The organism is Lentzea kentuckyensis (assembly GCF_002150765.1).
Lineage (GTDB): Bacteria > Actinomycetota > Actinomycetes > Mycobacteriales > Pseudonocardiaceae > Lentzea > Lentzea kentuckyensis.
In genome coordinates this window covers 46,942-66,334 of record NZ_MUYM01000076.1, presented here as the reverse complement: position 1 = coordinate 66,334, position 19,393 = coordinate 46,942, and the positions used below count along the sequence as shown (strand labels likewise).

Sequence of the window (19,393 nt, the reverse complement as noted above, 5' to 3'; positions counted from 1 at the left end):
GCGCGGCATCGTGGAGCTGCCGTCGGCGACCTGGTGCCCGCAGGAGCCGATGCTGGTCAGCACGACCGTGCGGGAGAACCTGCGGATGTCGGGGCCGCACGACGACGAGCGGCTGAAGGAAGCGCTGCGGCTGGCGTGCCTGCCGGAGTGGGTGGACCGGCTCGACACCGTGATCCGGCCCGACCAGGTGTCGGGCGGCGAGGCGCAACGGCTCGCGCTCGCCAGGGCGTTGCTGCACGACGCCGACGTGGTGCTGCTCGACGAACCCACCGCACACCTCGACGAACCGACCGCGCGCAAGCTGCTGGAGCAGCTCCGCGCCGACCGCAGGACGATCTTGCACATCACCCACCGGCCCGATGAGGCCGCGCGGGCAGACCTCGTGCTGAACCTCGGCGCGCCCGCATACCGTTGAGGACCATGGACCCCTCCCTGGCGCGGCGCGTGCTCGTCGCGTCCACCGAGATCACGTCGGCGGCGCTGGAAGACCCGGAGAACGTGCTGCGGCTCGTGGTGGAGGCGGCCGCGGAGATCGCGGACGCCGACCTCGGGCTCGCCATGCTCGCCACCGACGATGACGACGGCACGCTCACCGTCGAGGCGTCCAGCGGCGAACCGGTCGTCGCCACGCTCAGCCCGCGCAGCGCTGCGGCGAAGGCCGCGCGCACCGGGGTCCCGGTGATGGCCGACGACGTCACGAACGACCCGCGCACGGCCCCGTACGTGCCACCGGCGTTGCGCGGCTATGGGCCGTTCGCGGTGGCGCCGTTCGGCACCTCTGACCGCAAGATCGGTGCTTTGGCCGTGTACCGGCGGCGGGACAAACCGCCGTTCACGCAGGAGACGGTGGACGTGCTGACGGCGTTCGCGGCCCAGGCGGGTCTCGCCGTCGTGTTGTCGGAGGGCTTCACGGCACGGCAGCGCGTCGCGGTCTACGAGGAGCGCGAACGGATCGCCCGCGATCTGCACGACGTGATCATCCAGCGGCTCTACGGCGCCGGAGTGCAGCTCAGCCTGCTGGAACGACGGCTGGGCAAGAAGCTCGACGCGGGCCAGCGCGCCCGGATCGAGGAGGCCGTCGAGCTCGTCGACGAGACGATCGCCGAGGTGCGCGCGACCGTCCGCGCGCTGCGCAACACCGACCCGGCCGACACCGCCGACCTGCACGACTCGATCAAGGCCGAGGTCCGCACGGCCGGCGAGCTGCTCGGGTTCGCCCCGCGCCTGCACGTGGCCGGCGACCTGGCGAACGTGCCGCGCAAGCACGCCGACGACGCACGGGCGGCGCTGCGAGAGGCGTTGTCGAACGTCGTGCGGCACTCAGGCGCGACACACGTCCAGATCGACGTACGGCGAGACGAGAAGCATCTGCTGCTGCGCGTCGCGGACAACGGGTGTGGCATCCCGTCGGGCGTGACTCAGCGCGGATTGCGGCATCTCGCGGAACGGGCGAAGTCGGCGAGCGGCGATTTCCGCGTCGTGAGTTCGCCGAACGGGACGACGCTCACCTGGTCCGTCCCCGTTTAGCCACCCATGCGGCGGCTTGCGTCCGCCGTTCCATGCCGAGTTTGGCGAGCACTGACGTCACGTAGTTCTTCACGGTCTTCTCCGCGAGGAAGAGCCGTTCACCGATTTGGCGGTTCGTCAGGCCCTCACCGATGAGTTCGAGCACGCGCTGTTCCTGGTCGGTGAGGCCAACCGGGGCCGGGTTGCGCATCCGTTCGAGTACTCGGCTTGTGGTCGCGGGGTCCAGAAGGGACCGTCCAGCTGCGACCTCGCGCACGGCCGTGACGACGTCCTGTCCCCGAACCTGCTTGAGGAGGTAGCCAGACGCACCAGCCATGATCGCGCCCACGAGAGCCTCTTCGTCGTCGAATGCAGTCAGCACGAGGCAACGAATGCCCAGGTCCCGCAGTGACCTGCAGAGGTCCACACCACTGCCGTCCGGTAGTTGAACGTCCACGACGGCCACATCGGGCGGAGTCTTCTGAGCCCGTGTCACCGCCTCGTCGACGGAACCGGCCTCGGCTATGACCGAGATGTCCGCCTCGTCGTCGAGCATCTCGCGCAGTCCTCTGCGCACTACTTCGTGATCGTCAACCAACAAAACTCGCACTGGCACGAATCCACCGTACGTCGAATGGCTGTTCCTGAGTGTGACTCGGATTGGCACAGTTCTTGTCATGGCAGAAGGCTCGGTAAGGCCGATCGAGGAAGCAGATCGCATAGTTGTCGCCCGATTGGTCCTAGAGCTATGGGGAGCGCACACCGCCGTCGCGCACGGCGAGGTGTTCTTCCCGGCGAGTCTGCCGGGCTTCCTCGTGGAGAAGCAGGGTCACGTGCTGGGTCTGCTGACCTACGCGGTGGCGAACCACCAGCTGGAGATCGTCACGGTCGACGCGCTTCGGCGGGGCCGCGGCGTCGGCACCGCGCTGGTCGACGCCGCGGTTCGCCAGGCGCGCACACTCGGTTGCACTCGGGTGCGCCTGACGACCACCAACGACAACCTGGACGCGATCCGCTTCTACCAGCGGCGCGGCTTCAAGCTGTCGGCGTTGAGACCCGACGCCGTGCGCGAAGCCCGCAAGCTCAAGCCGGAGATCCCCGCGGTTGGGGATTTCGGCATCCCCATCACAGATGAGCTGGACCTGGAACGATGGGTCGCTCCACGCCAGTAGTCCACAAGCATCCACAACTCTGTCCACAGGGTTGTGCACAACCCTCTTACACGTGCAGCGGGTTGAAGGCCTCGTCCCACGCGGCGGCGACCTGATGCGCACATGTGGACGGCGCGACGCCTCCCACCCCGGTGCCGAGCCCCGGCATCGCGATGGTGTGGACGGCGTCGCGCACTGGCGTGCCGTCCTCCAGGCGTCCTTCGAGCCACAGCCGCAGGACCGCCCGCGCGGCCAGGTACGGGTGGACGGTGTCGACCGGCAGCCGCTCGCCGGGCCGGCGCATGGTCGGCGCGCTGATGAGCCACGCCGGCTCGGTCTCGCCGGTCGCCACGATCTGCGCCTCGCCCACCGGGAGCTCACCGCCGTGCAGCGTGAGGACCGCGCTGCGGACGTTGGTCTCGACCTCGGGGAACGCCGTGGCGTAGACGGCGTCGATGCCGCCGCGCATCCAGCCCTGGGAGTTGGCCGGGCTGACGATGGCCTGCGCGTGGATGTCCAGCACGGACCCGCGATGCACCCGCACTCCGGCGCGTCCGACCGCGACAGCGAGCCAGGCGTTCGCCATCGGTTCGTCGACCGCGCACAACACGAGTTCAGGCGCTAGAGCGGGCACGCCTCAAGCATTCCAGTTCGAACGGTCCTGACGGAACCCAGGTTTGGCCGCTGACACAGGCGTGATTTGCGCCTCTGATCGCCGCACTACGCTGACCTGATGCCGCGCATTGCGTACTTCGGACCACAGGGGACCTTCACCGAGCAGGCAGCGCTCCGCTTCGAGGGCGAGCTCGTCCCGGTCGAGACCATCCCGCTCGCCATCGCCGCGCTGCGCAAGGGCGAGACCGAGTTCGCGTGCGTGCCGATCGAGAACTCCGTCGAGGGCGCCGTGCCCGCGACCCTGGACGCGCTCGTGCGGGACGAGCCGGTCGTCGCGGTGGCCGAGACCGTGCTGGACGTCCGGTTCAGCGTCCTCGTCCGGCCGGGCACGACGTCGATCGGCACGATCGCCTCCCACCCGCACGCGCTGGCTCAGGTCCGCGAGTGGATCGCGGCGGAACTGCCCGGTGTCACGTCGATCGCCACCTCGTCCACCGCCGCTGCCGCTGCCGCCGTGGAGCGCGGCGAGTTCGACGCCGCCGTGACCGCTCCGGTGGCCGTGCAGCACTACGCGCTGGAAGAGTTCGCGGTGGACGTTCTGGACGTGCCCGACGCGCGCACGCGGTTCCTGCTGCTGGCCCAACCGGGTCAGTTGCCTGAGCCGACCGGAGCAGACCGCACCAGCGTCGTCGTGACCACCCCGAACCGCGTGGGCGTGCTGTCCGAGCTGCTCACCGAGCTCGCGTTGCGTGGCATCAATCTCACCGGCCTCGAATCGCGTCCCCAAAAGGGCAAACTGGGCACGTACCGCTTCTACATCGACGTCGAGGGGCACATCGCAGAACCGAGGATCGGTGACGCGCTGGCCGCGCTGCACCGACACTCGCGCGAGATCCGGTTCCTCGGGTCCTTCCCGAAGGCCGACCACGAGCCCGTCGAGGCTCACAACGACGAGTTCGCCGCAGCCGCCGCTTGGGTCGATGCTGTCAGAAAGGGCGAGCGCGGGTGAGGTTGCTGCTGGTCAGGCACGGTGAGACGGCGTCGAACATCGAACGCAAACTGGACACGGCCATGCCGGGTCCCCCGCTCACCGAGCTGGGCCACAAGCAGGCCCGCGAGCTCGCCGACACCCTCGGCGCGGAAGGCCTGGTGGCCGTCTACGCCAGCATCGGCCTGCGCGCCCAGCAGACGGCCGCGCCCACCGCCGAACGCTTCGGCCTGCCCGTGCAGATCCTGGCGGGCATTCACGAGATCCAGGTCGGTTCGCTCGAAGGCCGCAACGACACCGAGGCCTACAAGACCTACCTGGAGACGGTGATCAGGTGGGCGGAAGGGGCTTTGGACGTCGCATTCCCCGACGGCGGTGAGAGCGGGCAGCAGGTGCTGGACCGGTTCCTCGCCGCCATCGAGTCGATCCGGTCGATTCACCAGGACGGCACGGTCATGGTCGTGACGCACGGCGGTGCGGGCCGGATGGGCGCGCTGGCGCTGGCGTCGAACGTGCCGGTCGAGTTGGCGGAGAACCTGCTGCCGAACACCGGTGTCGTGGTGCTGGAGATCGAGGGCGACGGCTGGGTGTGCCGCTCCTGGGCCGGCGTCGAGGTGGCCTAACCCCAGCCGAGTTCGTGCAGCTTGGCGTCGTCCACCCCGAAGTGGTGCGCGATCTCGTGCACCACGGTGATGATCACTTCTTCCACGACGTCGTCCTCGGTGTCGCAGATGTCGAGGATCGCCTCGCGGTAGATGAAGATGTGGTCGGGCAGCGCGCCGCCGTAGTCGGTGTTGCGCTCGGTCAGCGCGATGCCCTGGTAGAGCCCGAGCAGTGACGGCTCGTCGGGGTTGCGGTCCTCGACGAGCACCACGACGTTGTTCATCGCGTGCATGAAGTCGGGCGGGACCAGGTCCAGCGCCTCTTCGACCAGCTCGTCGAAGCGAGCCCTGGTCATCTCGACGGTCATCGGTTCTCCGCCGCGGTCGTGGTGGTGGGCGCGCTGGACGAGGGCTTGTCGGGCTTGTCGGGCTTGCCGGAGTCGGAGGGCTTGCCGGACTCCGAAGGCGGCTGGCCGGTCTCGGAGTGCAGCGGGGCGCCGGTCGGTTCGTCCTGCGGCCTGACCGAGGTGGTCTGCGGCGGGTTCGAGGTGGTCAGCGGGGCGCCGTTGGGGTTGCGGACGGTGCCCTCCCAGGCCACCAGGTTCTCGCCCTGGGGAGGGGCGCCGACCTTGCAGTTGGCCTTGCGGGAGCCGACGGCCCAGCTCTTCTCGGAGCGGGTGTCCCAGGTGATCAGCAGGCCCTTGGCCTTCAGGTCCGCGCCGCCGGTGTACTCGGCGGCGATCGCCGCGCACTTCTCCACCATCGCGGCGTCCTGCGCTTCCGTCGGGAGGAACGGCCCCTCGGGGTGCTGCACGACGCCGACGATCTCGAACGCGTGCGGCTTGGCGCACTCGATCGGGTCGCCGACCGTGTTCTTCTCGCCGAGCGCGACGCACACGCCGGGGTCGTACACGTTCGACTGGTCCTGGGACTTGGCGCTGCCGAACGACGGCAGGGCGGCGCCGGAGGGTGCGGTGACCTGCAGGCCGCAGCGGATCTCGCGGTAGCCGCCGGACCAGCGCTTCTCGTCGGGGTTCAGCGTGCTGATGCCGTACTTGCCGTCCGGGTCGAGCTTGCCGCCCATGTAGGTGGTGGCGGCCTGCGCGCAGTTGTCCTGGGCGATTTTCTCCCAGGCGTCCGGCTGCGGGAACGGCGCTTGTTTCGGGTAGGCCGCGGTGATGTCCGCCGTGCTGGTGACCTCGAACTTGTGGGCCGTCGAGCAGTCAACCTTCTGCGCGTCGGACAGATCGGCCTTTCCCCAGTTCAGGCACTCGCCGGGGGCTGCCTGGTAGGCCGCGTTGACCTGTTCGCGCTTGAGCGAGAGCGGGCCGCCGGCCAGCACCGAGGTGAACGCGGACAACATCAACAAGCCGAACGCGCCCACGAAAGCGCCGACCATCACAAGCCGCGTGTCGCGGATGTGACCAGATCGACTCAACCAACCGGCGCTCGGAGACATCTCATCCATGATGCCCGTGCCGTGTGAGGCGGCTGTGCGCCGGGTTGGTGGAGTGTTGCTATTAGGACACTCGTCACTGAATCGGCCGTGTTTCAGCCGCCTCGCTAGGTACCTTGCCCGCGGGAGTGGTGATGACTGACAACAACCTGCCAGGACCTGGCCAGCCGACGCCCCAGCCAGGGCAGCCGTCGGGACCGGCCGGCCAACCTCAACAGCCGCCGCCGTACCAGCCGGCTCCGCAGCCGAACGCGCCCGTCAAGGGCAAGGGCAGCATGCGCGAGCAGCAGGCCGGCGTGACGAAGCCGCGCCAGGCGACGGTCGCCGAGCAGCGCGCCCGCGCTGCCGCGTTGAAGGCGCAGCAGGAGCGGTTCGCCGCCGAGTCCGCCGCGTTCGAGAAACGCCGCAAGACGCGCAAGCGCTGGCTCATCGGTGGCGGTGTCACCGTGGGCGTGGTCGCGCTGGTCGCGATCTGGTACGCGGCCGCCAGCCCGAAGAACGTCACCGCGCAGTGCACGGACCAGAACAACGTCATCGTCGACGACGACTACTGCTCCGACAGCTACTACCGCAGCCACGGCGGGTACAGCAGCGGCGGCTTCATCTACATCGGCGGCAGCTCGTACCGCTACAACTACGGTGGCTCCGGCGTGGTCGGCCAGAAGGCGGTCGGCGGCAGCTACACGGTCCCCAAGGGCGCGAACGTCACGACCAAGTCGGGCACGTCGGTCCAACGCGGCGGCTTCGGCGTCAGCAGCGGATCGTCGAGCAGCGGAGGCTGATCCGAGTTGCGTCGTGAAACCTCGCAACCGCGGCCGAACTGGCAGCGCACGGTCTCGGACCAGGGGTTGGTGTTCGGCCTGCCCGCGAAGTACGCGAACGGTTCCGACCGTCCGTACTGGGACGAGTCGGTCCACTACGTGTTCGAGATGAGCGAGATCCTCTCGCTCGAAGCCGACGTCGAGCTGCTCCACTCCATGTGCCTCGACGCGGTGGACAACGTGGTCCTCACCGAGCGGTACCGCGACTTCGGCATCCCCGAGTGGGTGTGGCCGCACATCGCCGAGTCCTGGCGGCGCCGCGACCCGCACGTCTACGGCCGTTTCGACCTGCGCTACGACGGGTCCGGGCCGGCGAAGATGCTCGAGTACAACGCCGACACGCCGACGTCGCTGCTGGAAGCCGCGATCATCCAGTGGCACTGGAAGACCGACGTGTTCCCGGACGGCGACCAGTGGAACTCGCTGCACGAACAGCTGGTCGAGCGGTGGACCGAGGTGGGTTCGAAGCTGCCGTCCAGCGAGGTGCACTTCAGCTGGTCCGGCGCCGACCCGTCCGGCGAGGACCACCTCACCGTGGCCTACCTGCAGGAGACGGCCGCCGAGGCGGGGCTGAACACCGTGGGCCTCGCGATCGAGGACATCGGCTGGGACACGCTGCTCAACCGGTTCGTCGACCTCGAAGAGTCCCCGATGAACACGGTGATCAAGCTCTACCCGTGGGAGTGGGTGGTCGAGGAGCAGTTCGGCCGCCACGCCGTCGAGTCGCTGCCCGGCACGCTGTGGGTCGAGCCGCTGTGGAAGATGCTGCTCTCCAACAAGGCGCTGCTCGCGATCCTGTGGGAGATGTACCCCGGCCACCCCAACCTGCTCCCGGCCTACCTGAACGACCCCGGCATGCTCACCGAGTACGTGCGCAAGCCGCTGCTCGGCCGTGAGGGGTCGAACATCCAGATCGTCGCCCCTGGTTACGAAACGCAGACCGGTGGCGTGTACGGCAAAGAAGGGTTCGTGTACCAGCTGTTCGATCCGCTTCCGGAATTCGACGGCTACCGCCCCGCGTTGGGCGCCTGGGTCGTCGGCGACACGTCGGCCGGCCTCGGCATCCGGGAAACAGTCGGTCTCGTGACCGACGATGGCGCGGCGTTCGTGCCGCATCGAATTGTCGAGTAAGACTCCGAAAGGGAACAGCACATGACGACCACGCTGCTCGCGTTGGATCCCGGCTTCGGCGCGACCTTGGGTCGGAACATCGGCGCGATCGCGCTGTACGCCGTCGTCGGTCTCGTCCTCATGGTGTTCGGCTTCTACGCCATCGACTGGACGACGCCGGGCAAGCTGTCCGCCCTCGTCCGCAACGGCGCCCCGAACGCGGTCATCGTGACCGCCTCCGGCCTCCTCTCGATGGCGTTCATCGTCGTCATCGCCATCACCAGCTCGGTCGGCAAGCTCGACGAGGGCCTGCTGTCCGCGTTGATCTACGGCCTGGTCGGCATCATCGTGCAGGTCGCCGCCGTGCGTCTGCTGGAGTGGGTGACCAGGCTGGACATCGGCTCGATCATCGAGTCGGACCAGTTCGCGCCGGCCTCCGTGGTCGTCGCGTCGGCGCACGTGGCGCTCGGTCTCGTGGTCGCCGTCGCCATCAGCTAGCCGCAGGGTTCGGCCGAAGGGACCCGGTGCTCAGGCGCCGGGTCCCTCAGCTTTTCCACCAGCGCCACAGCCGCCACCACCCGAAGCCGAACAGCAGCACACCCGGCCCACCGAAGGCGATCAGCCCCGTGAACGGCCAGCCGCCGTCGCCGACTGAGGTGAACACCATTCCCGGCTCGCCGACGTCGACCGCGCGGACGCGGTACCCGGGCTGTGCCGCCTTCGGAATCCCTCGCAGGCCTGCTCCGGTGCGGACGACCGTGCCGTCATCGCTGGTGAAGCTGCCGGTGTGGCTGCGGCAGACGTGGCCGCCGCGGTTGCAGGACACGGAGCCCTCGACGACGTAGGTGCCGGGCACGGCCTGGTTGGAGTCGAGCCTGATGGCGGTCGGCAGATAGCTGATGGCGATGGCCAGCAGCGCGACACCGCCAACGATCATCGCGACCGCCCAGGCCTCCGCCGGGAGCTTCCTGGCCCGCTCCGCTCCGTTCTGATCCGGCAGGAAGTCGTTCTGCACCGCGTCCCCTCCCCGGCCAGAATTCGGATGAACCGCAGGTCTACCCTTTAAAGGGTGATTGACCTCAAGGTGTTGCGCGAAAACCCGGAGATCGTGCGCGCTTCGCAGCGCGCTCGCGGCGAGGACGAGGGCGTCGTCGACTCCCTGCTGTCCGCTGACGAGCGGCGCCGCAGCGCGATCTCCCGCGCGGACACCCTGCGCGGTGAGCAGAAGGTGCTCGGCAAGGAAGTCGGCAAGGCCAAGGGCGACGAGCGCGCAGCGCTGCTCACCAAGGCGAAGGACCTGGCCGCCGAGGTCAAGGCCGCCGAGGCCGAGCAGAACGCCACCAGCGAGCTGGTCACCGAACTGCTGGCCAAGATTCCGAACCTGGTGCACCCGGACGCACCGGTCGGTGGCGAGGACGACTTCGTGGTCGTCAAGACGGTCGGCGAGCCGCGGCAGTTCGACTTCGAGCCGCTCGACCACCTCGACCTGGGCACCAGGCTCGGCGCGATCGACATGGAGCGCGGCGCCAAGGTCGGTGGCAGCCGGTTCTACTTCCTCAAGGGCGTCGGCGCGCAGCTGGAGCTCGCGCTGCTCAACATGGCGGCGGCGCAGGCCACGGCCAACGGGTTCGACCTCATGATCACGCCCACGCTGGTGCGGCCGGAGATCATGGCGGGCACCGGGTTCCTCGGTGCGCACTCGAGCGAGATCTACCACCTGCCCGACGACGACCTGTACCTCGTCGGCACGTCCGAGGTGCCGCTGGCGGGCTACCACGCCGACGAGATCCTCGACGGCGAGAAGCGGTACGCGGGCTGGTCGTCGTGCTACCGGCGCGAGGCCGGCTCGTACGGCAAGGACACCCGCGGCATCATCCGCGTGCACCAGTTCAACAAGGTCGAGATGTTCTCCTACGTCAAGCCAGAAGACGCCGAGGCGGAGCACGCCCGGCTGCTCGGCTGGGAGGAGGAGATGCTCGCCAAGATCGAGGTGCCGTACCGCGTCATCGACACGGCGACCGGCGACCTCGGCATGTCGGCGCACCGCAAGTTCGACTGCGAGGCGTGGGTGCCGACCCAGCAGAAGTACCGCGAGCTCACCTCGACGTCGAACTGCACCACGTTCCAGGCGCGCCGGCTCAACGTGCGCTACCGGGACGAGAACGGCAAGTCGCAGATCGCCGCCACGCTCAACGGCACGCTGGCCACGACCCGGTGGATCGTCGCGATCCTGGAGAACCACCAGCAGGCCGACGGCTCCGTGGTGGTTCCGGAGGCGATGCGCCCGTTCATGGGAACGGACGTGCTGAAGCCCCGCTAGCCACGTTCGATGACCAGGCGTGCAGTTCTTCACGAACGTGCGCCTGGTTCATCGATCAGGTGAAGGCACTTGGCAGCCACAGGTACTCTGCGTGCTTGCCAAGCGTGGGGGACGGAAGTGCGCAGCAGTAACAGGCCGTACATGGCCTCCGTGGACCAGCTCCGCGCGTACGCGGTGTTGCTCGTCATCTTCTTCCACGGCACGCAGATCTTCGGCACCTGGATCGCGCACGACCGGCCGTTCGAGTTCGGCAAGGACTGGCTGTACTCCGCCAACCCGGCCGCCACGGTGATCTTCGAGGGGCACACCGGCGTCACGCTGTTCATGGTGCTCAGCGGGTTCATCTTCGCCGTCGGCACGATCGGCCGGGACGTCTCTTACCCGCGGTTCATGGCCAACCGGCTGCTGCGGATCTACCCGCTGTTCCTGGTGATCGTGCTGGTCGCGCTCGCGGCCAACCCCGGCGCGTTCGGCTTCCTGCCGTTCCTGCAGACCGTGCTCGGCCTCGGCAACCTGCCCGGCGCGCTGGTGCTCGGCGACATCTCCTCGGGCGCGCTGTGGGCGGTCGCCGTGGAGATGCAGTTCTATCTGCTGTTCCCGCTGCTCAACAAGCTGCTGACGCGGTTCGGGCTGCCGACGTTCCTGCGCCTGTGCGCCGCGATCGCGGTGATCAGGGCACTGGTCTGGTTCGTCACGAAGGCGCCGAACCCGGACTCGATCCTCTACTACAACCTCGTCGGCAGGATCGACCAGTTCCTGATCGGCATGATCGCCGCGTGGCTCTACCTCAGGTACGCGGACCACTTCCGCGGCTGGTGGAAGATCGGCGCCAGCGCGGTGATCGTCGTCGCGGCGCTGTGGGCGTTCAACCAGGTGCACGGGTTCTTCAACCACGGCTGGTGGCGCCTGATCTGGGTCGACGTCGAGGGCGGCATGTGGGCGTTCGTCGTCCTCACGTACGTGGCGACGGTCCGGGCGACGAACATCGTCGCGCGCACGGTCACGAAGATCGGTGAGCTGAGCTTCTCGCTCTACCTGCTGCACCTGGTGATCGCGGGCGTGCTGGTGAGCAACCGCTGGTGGATCGAGATTCCCGGCATCGGCGCGATGGCGAGCGCGCTGGTCACCGTCGCGGCGCTGTTCCTGCCGGTCTCGATCGCGGTGGCGCTGGTGACCTATCACGGCATCGAGTCGCCGTTCCTGCGGCTGCGGGTGAAGTACCTGATCGAGCCGAAGGTCCCGGTCGAACTCCAGCAGCTCGACCGGGACCTGGAACGAGCGGCTCAGTCGAGCTGAGACTCGGCCTGGTCGGCCACGTGCTTGGCGATCTCCAGCGACGAGGTGGCCGCGGGCGACGGCGTGTTCAGCACGTGCACCTGACGCGCCGCCGTCTCGAACAGGAAGTCGTCGACCAGCGAACCGTCGGGCAGCATCGCCTGCGCCCGCACACCGGCCTCCGCGCGCACGAGGTCCTGCTCCTGCACGGCCGGCACGAGCCGGGCGAGCGAAGCGGCGAAACGCTTGCGGGAGAACGAACGCAGCACCTCCTCGGCACCGGTGCGGGCGAACTTCCTCGCCAACCGCCAGGTGCCGGGGAACTTCGCGACCTCGAACAGGTCGGTGGCCGAGAACTGCGACCACTTGTAACCCTCGCGGCGCAGCGCGAGCACCGCGTTCGGTCCGGCGTGGACACTGCCGTCGAGCATCCGGGTCAGGTGGACGCCGAGGAACGGCAGCGTGGGGTCCGGCACCGGGTAGATGAGGCCCCGCACCAGGCCGCGGCGCTCCGGCGTGAGCTCGAAGTACTCGCCGCGGAACGGGACGATCGTCGCGGACGGGTTCAAACCGGCCATCCGCGCGATGCGGTCGCTGTGGAGTCCGGCACAGTTCACCAGCGCGTCGGCGCGCACGATCCCCTGCGGAGTGGCCAATTCCACACCCGCGCCGACCGGCGACGAGCGGATGCCCAGCACCGGGCTGTTGAGCCGCAGGTCAGCGCCGTGTGCGTGGAGCAGCTTCACCAGCGCGCGGCACACGGCGGGGAAGTCGATGATGCCGGTGGTCTCGACGCGCAGCGCGGCGACGGTCGCGACCTCGGGCTCGTACTCGCGGGCCTCGGCGGCGGAGATCATCCGGGCCGGGACGCCGTTGGCCTCCGCGCGCTCGGCGAGCACGTTCAGCCGCGGGATCTCGTCCTCGGAGGTGGCCACGACGAGCTTGCCGCAGACCTCGTAGGGAACGCCGTGCTCCTTGGCGAAGTCCACAATGGAAGCGTTGCCGGCCACGGACATCCGCGCCTTGAACGAACCCGGCTTGTAGTACAGACCAGCGTGCACGACGTTGCTGTTGTGGCCCGTCTGGTGCGCCGCCCAGTGGGATTCCTTCTCCAGCACGGTCACCTGATGGCCGCGTCCCGCCAGCTCGTTGGCGACCGCCAAACCGACGATGCCACCGCCGATCACCGCGATGTGTCGCACGTCAAATCCTCGTCTTCCGGGTCCGTTCGTGTCAGTCCCGCGACCGGCCGCCTTTGCCGAGTCTTCCGGCGCCCAGCAGGGCGTGATGCACCCGTCTGGACACCGAATACGGGGCAAAGGCCGCCGGTCGCGGCACTGAGGACAGTAACGGCCCATAGGCGATGATCCTCTCCAGCACCTATACACTCGGGCCCATCCAGCCAGGGAGAGGTATGTCCGACAGCATTGCTTTGGGTCAGCCGACGGTGGGCGATGAAGAGCTCGCGGCGGTCGCTGCGGTCTTCGAGTCCGGTTGGCTCTCCGGTGCCGGTCCGACCTGCAAGAAGTTCGAGGAGCGCTTCAGCGAGGTCGCCGGTGTCGACCACGTGCTGGCGACCAACAACTGCGGGGCGTCGCTGCACCTGTCGCTCGAAGTGGCGGGGGTCAAGTCGGGTGACGAGGTCATCGTCGGCGATTACACCTTCCCGGCCACGGGTCACTCGGTCATGTGGACCGGTGCCAAGCCCGTCTTCGCGGACGTCCGCCCGGACATCTGGAGCGTCGACCCGGCCGCGGTCGAGGCCGCCATCACCCCGCGCACCGTAGGCATCCTCGCCGTCGACGTCTTCGGCCAGCCGGCCGACTACGACGAGCTGCGCGCGATCGCGGACAAGCACGGCCTGTTCCTGATCGAGGACGGCGCCTGCTCCGCGGGTGCGAGCTACAAGGGCCGCCCGGCCGGCAGCCTCGCCGACGCCGCGACCTTCAGCTTCCACGGCCGCAAGGGCATCACGGCCGGTGAGGGCGGTGCCTTCACCACCAACAACGCCGAGTGGGCAGCCAAGGCCCGCAAGATGCACACCTACGGCATCGAGCCCGCGCTCGCCCGCGAAGCCTCGAACGACCTGCCGGTGCCGTCGTTCGACGTGGCGGGCTACAACTACCGCATGTCGGACGTGATGGCCGGCATCATGCTCGCCCAGCTCGACCGCCTGCCCACGCTGCTCGCGAACCGCGCCCGCGTGGCGAAGTCCTACGAGGCGCTGCTCGGCGACCTCGAGGGCGTGACCCTGCCGGTCGCGCTCGAGGACAGGGTCCACCCGTGGCAGTCCTACGTCATCACGCTCGACGCGGGCATCGACCGCGGCGCCGTGGCGAAGGGCCTGCGGGAGAACGGCGTGCAGTGCAACTTCGGCACGTACGCCTCGCACGTCCAGCCCGTGTACGGCCAGTCGACGCCGTGCCCGGTCTCGGCTGATCTGTTCCGTCGTCACCTGGCGATCCCGATGCACGCCAACCTGACCGACGATGAGGTGGAGCGAGTCGCCAAGACGCTCCGCGAAGTGCTCAGCACCGTCCGCTAAACCACCCCGAGCAAACGCACAGGAGTCTCCGCATGTCCTCGTCCCAGCGCACCGTTTTCGTCACGGGTGGCGCGGGCTTCATCGGTATGCACGTCATCCCGATGCTGCTCGAGCGTGACTACAAGGTTCGCATCTTCGACAACATGTTCCGCGGCGACCGTGACGCGGTCGGCCAGCTGGTGGCGACGGGCAACGTCGAGCTCATCGACCAGGACGTCCGCTACGGCGGTGCGGTGCAGAACGCGATGAAGGGCTGCGAGAGCGTCATCCACCTCGCCGCCGTCTCCATCAACAAGAGCGTCGCGGACCCGTACGAGAGCGTCGACATCAACATGGTCGGCAACCACAACGTGTTCGCGGCCGCCGCGGACCAGGGTGTGCGCCGGCTCGTGTTCGCGTCGTCCGCCTCGGTGTACGGCGACCCGAAGAAGCTGCCGATGCACGAGGACGACGAGCTCTCGCCGCTCACCCCGTACTGCATCGCCAAGCGCTCCGGTGAGGACCTGCTCGGCTTCTACGAACGGACCAAGGGCCTGTCCTGGGTCGGCCTGCGCTTCTTCAACGTCTACGGCCCCGGCCAGAAGACCACCGCGTACTACACCTCGGTGATCAACCACTTCGTCAACCGCCTCCGCCAGGGCCTGCCGCCGGTCATCGACGGCAAGGGCGAGCAGTCGATGGACTTCATCCACGTCACCGACATCGCTCGTTCCGTCGTCGCGGCGCTCGAGTCGGAGAAGGACAATGTTCCGGTCAACATCGGAACGGGTATCGACACCTCGGTCGCCGAGCTGGCCAAGATTCTGATCAACGCGGTCGGCGTGGACGTCGAGCCGCAGTTCAACCCGCGTGACGTGCTCGTCTCTCGCCGGGCCGCGGACATCACCCGCGCCAAGGAGGTGCTCGGCTGGGAGCCGACCATCACCGTCGAGGACGGCATGACCGAGCTGGTGAAGCTCAGCGCCACCAGCTGACGCTCGGCACCGAACAGCGTGGGCGCGGCAACCCGGCCGCGTCCACGCCAATCGGATTGGAGCTGCCCAGGTGCGCATCGCTGTCGTGAACAACTTCTTCCCACCGCGCGTGGGAGGGAGCGCGCACCTCGCGGAATCGCTGGCCGAGAAGTTCGTCGAACGCGGGCACGAGGTCATCGTGCTGACCGCGGCCTACCGCGACGCTCCGGCCGAGGAAGAGATCAACGGGTACCGCGTGCACAGGTTGCCCGCGTTCAAGATGCCCAAACTGGGTCTGTCGATCGACTTCGACATCACCTTCACCGCCCGGCCGTCCAACCTGCGCCGCGTGTTCCGGCTGCTGGACGAGTTCCAGCCGGACGTCATCCACCAGCACGGCCAGTTCCTCGACCTGAGCTGGCTCACCGGCTGGTACTCGCGCAGGCGCCGGGTTCCCGCGCTGCTGTCCGTCCACACGCGACTGGAAAGCACGCTGCGGCTGTACTCGATCCTGTTCAGGCTGCTAGACCGCTTCCTGGTCCGCCCGATCCTGCGGCTGTACCAGCCACGGTTCGTGATCATGGACGAGATGGCGGAGAGCTACTGTGCGCAACGCTACGGCGCTTCCGAGAGAGAGTTCGACCACATCCCGGTCGCCATCGACCCTCGTGAGATCACCGCGCTGCCGACGTTCGACGTGCGCGACCGCTACCGGCTCTGCGCGGCGCCGCTGATCGTCTCGCTCGGCCACGTCATCCCGCTACGCAACCGGTTGGCGCTGGTCAGGGCCATGCCCGCGGTGTTGGAGAAGCACCCGAAGGTCAAGGTGCTGGTGGTGGGTCACATCTACTACGACAGGTTCCTCAAACTCGCGGAGGAGCTGGGCGTGCGGGACGTCTTCGTGGCCACCGGGCCGGTGGCGAAGGGTCAGGTGCCGTCCTACCTGGCGGAGGCCGATGTCGTCGCCCACGATCTGCAGGGCATAGGGTGTGGCACTGCGAGTCTGGAGGCGATGGCGGCGGGCAAGGCCACCGTCTGCGCCGTGCGCGAGACGAACTTCCCCTGGGTCGAGCTGCGCAACTGGGACAACGCGCTGCTGGTCCGGCCAGACGATCCGGCCGGACTGGCAGCGATGCTGATCCGGTTGCTGGACGACCCGGACGAACGGGAACGGATCGCCGCCAGGCAGCGGGACGTGGTGCTCGGCGACTTCACGCTCGACGTGGTGACGGACAAGCACCTCGCCGTGTTCGACATGATGACCGCTCCGACCCCGGCAGGTACGCGCTGATGTTCTTCGACGACGAGCGGAGCAACCGCCTCCGCAAGCACATCCTCACCGACCTCGTCGGGCAGTACATGAACGACTCCGAGCGCGCCGCGCTCTACGGTCTTCCCGCCACCACGCGCATTCGCGAGCGCGCCAAGGTGATCAGCCCCGACCAGCTGAAGATGGGCGACCACTGCTGGATCGGCGAGGGCGCCGTGCTGGACGCCTCCGGTGGCATGGAGATCGGCGAGCACACGTCGATCGGCCTCAACTGCCTGATCTTCACGCACTCCAGCTGGCTCGCGAACATGGCACTGGAGAACCACTCCGGCAGCGACCTGATCGAGCGCAAGCCGGTCCGCATCGGCAAGGGCTGCTTCATCGGCGGCAACAGCGTGATCATGCCGGGCGTGACCATCGGCGACTTCGCCACCGTGCAGCCGCTGTCCGTGGTGGCCAAGGACGTGCCCGCGCGTTCGCTCGTCGCCGGCAACCCCGCACGGGTGTTCCAGCGCTACGAGCAGGAGTACATCGACGCCGAGATCGAGCGGGTGCGCGCGGAGAACAAGCGCCGTCGTGAACTCGCCGAGGCGCGCGGTGAGGAAGTCCTCTGGGGCGCGCCCGCCGGCGAGTTCGCGAAGGCCGAGGAAGACGCAGAGGCCTAAAGAGCCGCCGCGGTCATCACGTTCAGCAGGATCTTCGACGCCACCGCGTCCACGGCGAGCGTCCCGTTGAACGAGATCGAGCCGGTGCTGAACACCCAGCCACCGCCGGACCGCGTCCACTTGAACATGTGACCGCCGTTGGGGCCGCCGCTGTTGTTCCCCACGGCGATGATCTCCGTGCCCGGCTTCGGCGGAGTCGGGCAGCGGTCGGTCTCCCAGCCGCTGCCGGAGATGTTGTACGACACGGCACCGAACGTGCTGCCCAGCGAGAGGCTGGTGCCCGCGAGGAACGGGTGCGCGGGCAGCAGCGTCTCGTACGCGCCCCAGGTCAGGAACTCCGAGTCGTCCCAGTCGGCGCCGAGCACGTCGCGGGTGGGCTGGCCGAGGTTGGCGTACCAGTTGTCGGTCTGCGAGCCGTTGGCGGCGCGGAAGACGACGGCGTCGCCGCCCGCGTTCCAGGAGATGCGCGCGAACAAGGTGTTGCCGCCGGTGTTCACGACCCGGCCGCCGTTGGACAGGTAGGTGTTGACCCTGTCCTTCATGAGCTGCGACCAGTACTCGGAGTGGCTGCCGATGACGAGGGCCTTGTACTGACCCAGCCACGTGCCGTCGGCGTTCAGGTCACCGTCCTGGTAGAGGTCGAACTCGATGTTGTTCTGCACCATCCACCGCAGCAACAGCAGGTCCGAGTAGTAGGTGTGGCTCAGGACCGCACGGTCGTCGGTCCACACGGCGTTGTTGGGACGGAACGACGTGCAGACGCGCTGCACACCGCCCTGGCCGACGGTCGTGTAGTTGTTGTGGCCACCCCACGTGTTGTACGCGTTGTAGGTGTTCGTCGGCAGGAGCACCGCGAGCTTCGCCGTCGGCGCCGGGGGCTTCACGGCGAACGGAATCTCGTAGCGCAGGTGCGGGGTGCCGTTGAGCAGGCCGCGCAGCCGGCACACGTACGCGCCGGACTTCCAGGTCGCCGGGATGGTCAGCGAGAACGTCGTGGCCCAGTCGCAGCCGCCCGACCGGTAGTCACCCGGCACGTACTGGAGGCTGCCGGCCACCGACTGCGGGCCCCACACGACGGTGCCGGACGTCTGGCCCGGCACGGCGAGGCGTTCGATCGTCGCCTCGACCGTCGTGAAGCTGCTCGACACCGCGAACCCCTGCGGATAGGTGGGTCGCGGGCTGGTGTCGGTGGCGTAGCCCTGCAGCGACGCGGTCTTCTCGATGGTGAACCCGGAGCCGACCTGCAGCGGCGCTCCGCCGTTGACCCACTGGCCCGTGAAGTTGCCGCTGATCGTCTCGGAGTTCAACAGCCGGAACCACATCAGCTTGTCGTCGAAACCCGGCGTGGTGGCGCCGTCCAGCCACACCACGTAGTGGGTGCCGGAACCGTTGGAGAGCCAGGTCTTCTGGGTGTCGTCGGACCAGCCGCTGCCGATCGAGTAGGCGTTGCCGCCGTTCACCCACGTGCCGTTCGTGCCGTCACCGGACGTGTAGCGCCACCATTGCAGCACGTTGCTGCCCGTGTGGATGCCGTAGATGACGCCGTTCGGGTCGGCCCACAGCTCGTAGAACGGCTTCCAGCTGTTGTTGCTGATGATGTTGCCGCTGTTGGTGTGCCACGAGTTGGTGCCGTCGCCGGCCAGGTACTTGAACCACCGCAGCTTGCCGTTGGTGTCGACGGCGTAGAAGACGCCGTTCCAGCCACCGAAGATCCGCGGGTAGACCTGCAGGCCGGTGCGGATGGTCGAGCCGCTGTTCACGTGCCAGGCCCCGCCGCCGAGGTGCTTGTACCAGCGGAGGTCACCGCTCGCGGTGACGCCGAAGATCTGGCCGTCCGCCGCGGCGAAGACGGTGCGGAACTGCTGGAAGCCGTTGCCGATCTGCGCCCCCGCGCCGTTGGCCCACGTCGGCGTTCCGGTCAGCCAGCCCGAATGCTCGTAACGCAGCAGCAGTCCGTCCGCTTGAATCGCGTAGATGACTCCGTTCCCCCCAGGAACGAATTGCACGAACCGCTGGTGCTGGTCGTATGCCATGAGTCCCCCTATGAGTCCGCCCAGGCTCGTGACCTGGTACTGGCGAGTCGTCGGGGAGTGGCGCGACGTTTGCCGGATTTTCG

21 protein-coding genes are annotated in these 19,393 nt (G+C 68.2%); 14 read left to right on the top strand and 7 right to left on the bottom strand.

What is annotated here, in order from left to right; translation table 11 throughout:
• On the top strand, positions 1 to 415 hold a 415-nt coding region (locus B0F77_RS32745; RefSeq protein WP_143467006.1), incomplete at its 5' end, for an ATP-binding cassette domain-containing protein.
• Positions 416 to 420: 5 nt separating this feature from the next.
• Positions 421 to 1,527 carry a GAF domain-containing sensor histidine kinase gene (locus B0F77_RS32740; RefSeq protein WP_086666889.1) on the top strand — a complete coding sequence of 369 codons (1,107 nt, stop codon included), beginning with the start codon at positions 421 to 423 and terminating at the stop codon, positions 1,525 to 1,527.
• Here B0F77_RS32740 and B0F77_RS32735 read toward each other — a convergent pair.
• Positions 1,505 to 2,122, bottom strand: a complete 618-nt coding sequence (locus B0F77_RS32735; RefSeq protein WP_269814368.1) for a response regulator — start codon at positions 2,120 to 2,122, stop codon at positions 1,505 to 1,507. The genes B0F77_RS32740 and B0F77_RS32735 overlap by 23 nt on opposite strands.
• Before the next feature lie 118 nt (positions 2,123 to 2,240).
• Between B0F77_RS32735 and B0F77_RS32730 the strand changes: the two genes are divergently transcribed.
• A complete protein-coding gene (locus B0F77_RS32730; protein WP_245848943.1) occupies positions 2,241 to 2,678 on the top strand; it encodes a GNAT family N-acetyltransferase in 438 nt (145 codons plus the stop codon).
• Positions 2,679 to 2,724: 46 nt separating this feature from the next.
• On the opposite strand, the gene B0F77_RS32725 is transcribed toward B0F77_RS32730, so the two are convergent.
• On the bottom strand, positions 2,725 to 3,243 hold the full coding sequence (locus B0F77_RS32725; RefSeq protein WP_086666895.1) for a macro domain-containing protein: 519 nt from the start codon (positions 3,241 to 3,243) through the stop codon (positions 2,725 to 2,727).
• Positions 3,244 to 3,390: 147 nt separating this feature from the next.
• On the opposite strand from B0F77_RS32725, the gene pheA reads away from it, so the two are divergent.
• Both pheA and B0F77_RS32715 read left to right on the top strand, forming a co-directional pair.
• Entirely contained in the window at positions 3,391 to 4,281 is an 891-nt protein-coding gene (gene pheA / locus B0F77_RS32720) for a prephenate dehydratase (RefSeq protein WP_086666886.1), read from the top strand.
• Positions 4,278 to 4,883, top strand: coding sequence for a histidine phosphatase family protein (locus B0F77_RS32715; RefSeq protein WP_086666885.1), 606 nt, complete (start codon positions 4,278 to 4,280; stop codon positions 4,881 to 4,883). The genes pheA and B0F77_RS32715 overlap by 4 nt, the downstream gene beginning before the upstream one ends.
• Here B0F77_RS32715 and B0F77_RS32710 read toward each other — a convergent pair.
• Positions 4,880 to 5,230, bottom strand: coding sequence for a metallopeptidase family protein (locus B0F77_RS32710; RefSeq protein WP_086666884.1), 351 nt, complete (start codon positions 5,228 to 5,230; stop codon positions 4,880 to 4,882). The genes B0F77_RS32715 and B0F77_RS32710 overlap by 4 nt on opposite strands.
• Positions 5,227 to 6,261, bottom strand: coding sequence for a septum formation family protein (locus B0F77_RS32705; RefSeq protein ID WP_158102882.1), 1,035 nt, complete (start codon positions 6,259 to 6,261; stop codon positions 5,227 to 5,229). The genes B0F77_RS32710 and B0F77_RS32705 overlap by 4 nt, the downstream gene beginning before the upstream one ends.
• A gap of 191 nt (positions 6,262 to 6,452) precedes the next feature.
• On the opposite strand from B0F77_RS32705, the gene B0F77_RS32700 reads away from it, so the two are divergent.
• The 3 genes from B0F77_RS32700 to B0F77_RS32690 are packed head-to-tail and all read left to right on the top strand — an operon-like array spanning position 6,453 to position 8,747.
• Complete coding sequence (locus B0F77_RS32700; RefSeq protein ID WP_245848941.1) at positions 6,453 to 7,100, top strand: hypothetical protein; 648 nt, start codon at positions 6,453 to 6,455, stop codon at positions 7,098 to 7,100.
• Positions 7,101 to 7,106: 6 nt separating this feature from the next.
• The gene (locus B0F77_RS32695) at positions 7,107 to 8,270 is read left to right on the top strand and encodes a glutathionylspermidine synthase family protein (protein WP_086666881.1); all 1,164 of its coding nucleotides are present in this window, start codon (positions 7,107 to 7,109) and stop codon (positions 8,268 to 8,270) included.
• 21 nt (positions 8,271 to 8,291) lie between these two features.
• Positions 8,292 to 8,747 (top strand): DUF350 domain-containing protein, encoded by a 456-nt coding sequence (locus B0F77_RS32690; protein WP_086666880.1) that lies wholly within the window; start codon positions 8,292 to 8,294, stop codon positions 8,745 to 8,747.
• 46 nt (positions 8,748 to 8,793) lie between these two features.
• On the opposite strand, the gene B0F77_RS32685 is transcribed toward B0F77_RS32690, so the two are convergent.
• Positions 8,794 to 9,264 carry a hypothetical protein gene (locus B0F77_RS32685; RefSeq protein ID WP_086666879.1) on the bottom strand — a complete coding sequence of 157 codons (471 nt, stop codon included), beginning with the start codon at positions 9,262 to 9,264 and terminating at the stop codon, positions 8,794 to 8,796.
• A 54-nt stretch (positions 9,265 to 9,318) separates the two neighbouring features.
• Here B0F77_RS32685 and serS point away from each other — a divergent pair, with 54 nt between their 5' ends.
• Together serS and B0F77_RS32675 are read left to right on the top strand one after the other, a co-directional pair.
• Positions 9,319 to 10,569 (top strand): serine--tRNA ligase, encoded by a 1,251-nt coding sequence (gene serS, locus B0F77_RS32680; protein ID WP_086666878.1) that lies wholly within the window; start codon positions 9,319 to 9,321, stop codon positions 10,567 to 10,569.
• A 141-nt stretch (positions 10,570 to 10,710) separates the two neighbouring features.
• On the top strand, positions 10,711 to 11,865 hold the full coding sequence (locus tag B0F77_RS32675; RefSeq protein ID WP_086666877.1) for an acyltransferase family protein: 1,155 nt from the start codon (positions 10,711 to 10,713) through the stop codon (positions 11,863 to 11,865).
• Here the strand turns inward: B0F77_RS32675 and lhgO are convergent.
• Entirely contained in the window at positions 11,853 to 13,046 is a 1,194-nt protein-coding gene (gene lhgO, locus B0F77_RS32670; protein WP_086666876.1) for an L-2-hydroxyglutarate oxidase, read from the bottom strand. The two genes, B0F77_RS32675 and lhgO, sit on opposite strands and share 13 nt — an antisense overlap.
• 212 nt (positions 13,047 to 13,258) lie before the next feature.
• Here lhgO and B0F77_RS32665 point away from each other — a divergent pair, with 212 nt between their 5' ends.
• From B0F77_RS32665 to B0F77_RS32650, 4 genes are all read left to right on the top strand, one after another.
• Positions 13,259 to 14,389 (top strand): DegT/DnrJ/EryC1/StrS family aminotransferase, encoded by a 1,131-nt coding sequence (locus tag B0F77_RS32665; protein WP_086666875.1) that lies wholly within the window; start codon positions 13,259 to 13,261, stop codon positions 14,387 to 14,389.
• 32 nt (positions 14,390 to 14,421) lie between these two features.
• Positions 14,422 to 15,363, top strand: a complete 942-nt coding sequence (locus B0F77_RS32660) for an NAD-dependent epimerase/dehydratase family protein (protein ID WP_086666874.1) — start codon at positions 14,422 to 14,424, stop codon at positions 15,361 to 15,363.
• A 70-nt stretch (positions 15,364 to 15,433) separates the two neighbouring features.
• Positions 15,434 to 16,633, top strand: coding sequence for a glycosyltransferase family 4 protein (locus B0F77_RS32655; protein WP_086666873.1), 1,200 nt, complete (start codon positions 15,434 to 15,436; stop codon positions 16,631 to 16,633).
• The gene (locus B0F77_RS32650) at positions 16,633 to 17,277 is read left to right on the top strand and encodes an acyltransferase (protein WP_086666872.1); all 645 of its coding nucleotides are present in this window, start codon (positions 16,633 to 16,635) and stop codon (positions 17,275 to 17,277) included. The genes B0F77_RS32655 and B0F77_RS32650 overlap by 1 nt, the downstream gene beginning before the upstream one ends.
• On the opposite strand, the gene B0F77_RS32645 is transcribed toward B0F77_RS32650, so the two are convergent.
• Positions 17,274 to 19,310, bottom strand: coding sequence for a N,N-dimethylformamidase beta subunit family domain-containing protein (locus B0F77_RS32645; protein ID WP_086666871.1), 2,037 nt, complete (start codon positions 19,308 to 19,310; stop codon positions 17,274 to 17,276). The genes B0F77_RS32650 and B0F77_RS32645 overlap by 4 nt on opposite strands.
• Positions 19,311 to 19,393: the final 83 nt, after the last annotated feature.

Coding starts and splice junctions, on each gene's coding strand:
- B0F77_RS32690 (WP_086666880.1), top strand. CDS start 8,292: ATGACGACCACGCTGCTCGCGTTGGATCCCGGCTTCGGCGCGACCTTG.
- B0F77_RS32725 (WP_086666895.1), bottom strand. CDS start 3,243: ATGGCGAACGCCTGGCTCGCTGTCGCGGTCGGACGCGCCGGAGTGCGG.
- B0F77_RS32675 (WP_086666877.1), top strand. CDS start 10,711: ATGGCCTCCGTGGACCAGCTCCGCGCGTACGCGGTGTTGCTCGTCATC.
- B0F77_RS32710 (WP_086666884.1), bottom strand. CDS start 5,230: ATGACCGTCGAGATGACCAGGGCTCGCTTCGACGAGCTGGTCGAAGAG.
- B0F77_RS32650 (WP_086666872.1), top strand. CDS start 16,633: ATGTTCTTCGACGACGAGCGGAGCAACCGCCTCCGCAAGCACATCCTC.
- B0F77_RS32700 (WP_245848941.1), top strand. CDS start 6,453: ATGACTGACAACAACCTGCCAGGACCTGGCCAGCCGACGCCCCAGCCA.
- B0F77_RS32660 (WP_086666874.1), top strand. CDS start 14,422: ATGTCCTCGTCCCAGCGCACCGTTTTCGTCACGGGTGGCGCGGGCTTC.
- B0F77_RS32665 (WP_086666875.1), top strand. CDS start 13,259: ATGTCCGACAGCATTGCTTTGGGTCAGCCGACGGTGGGCGATGAAGAG.
- B0F77_RS32645 (WP_086666871.1), bottom strand. CDS start 19,310: ATGGCATACGACCAGCACCAGCGGTTCGTGCAATTCGTTCCTGGGGGG.
- pheA (WP_086666886.1), top strand. CDS start 3,391: ATGCCGCGCATTGCGTACTTCGGACCACAGGGGACCTTCACCGAGCAG.
- B0F77_RS32705 (WP_158102882.1), bottom strand. CDS start 6,261: ATGGTCGGCGCTTTCGTGGGCGCGTTCGGCTTGTTGATGTTGTCCGCG.
- B0F77_RS32740 (WP_086666889.1), top strand. CDS start 421: ATGGACCCCTCCCTGGCGCGGCGCGTGCTCGTCGCGTCCACCGAGATC.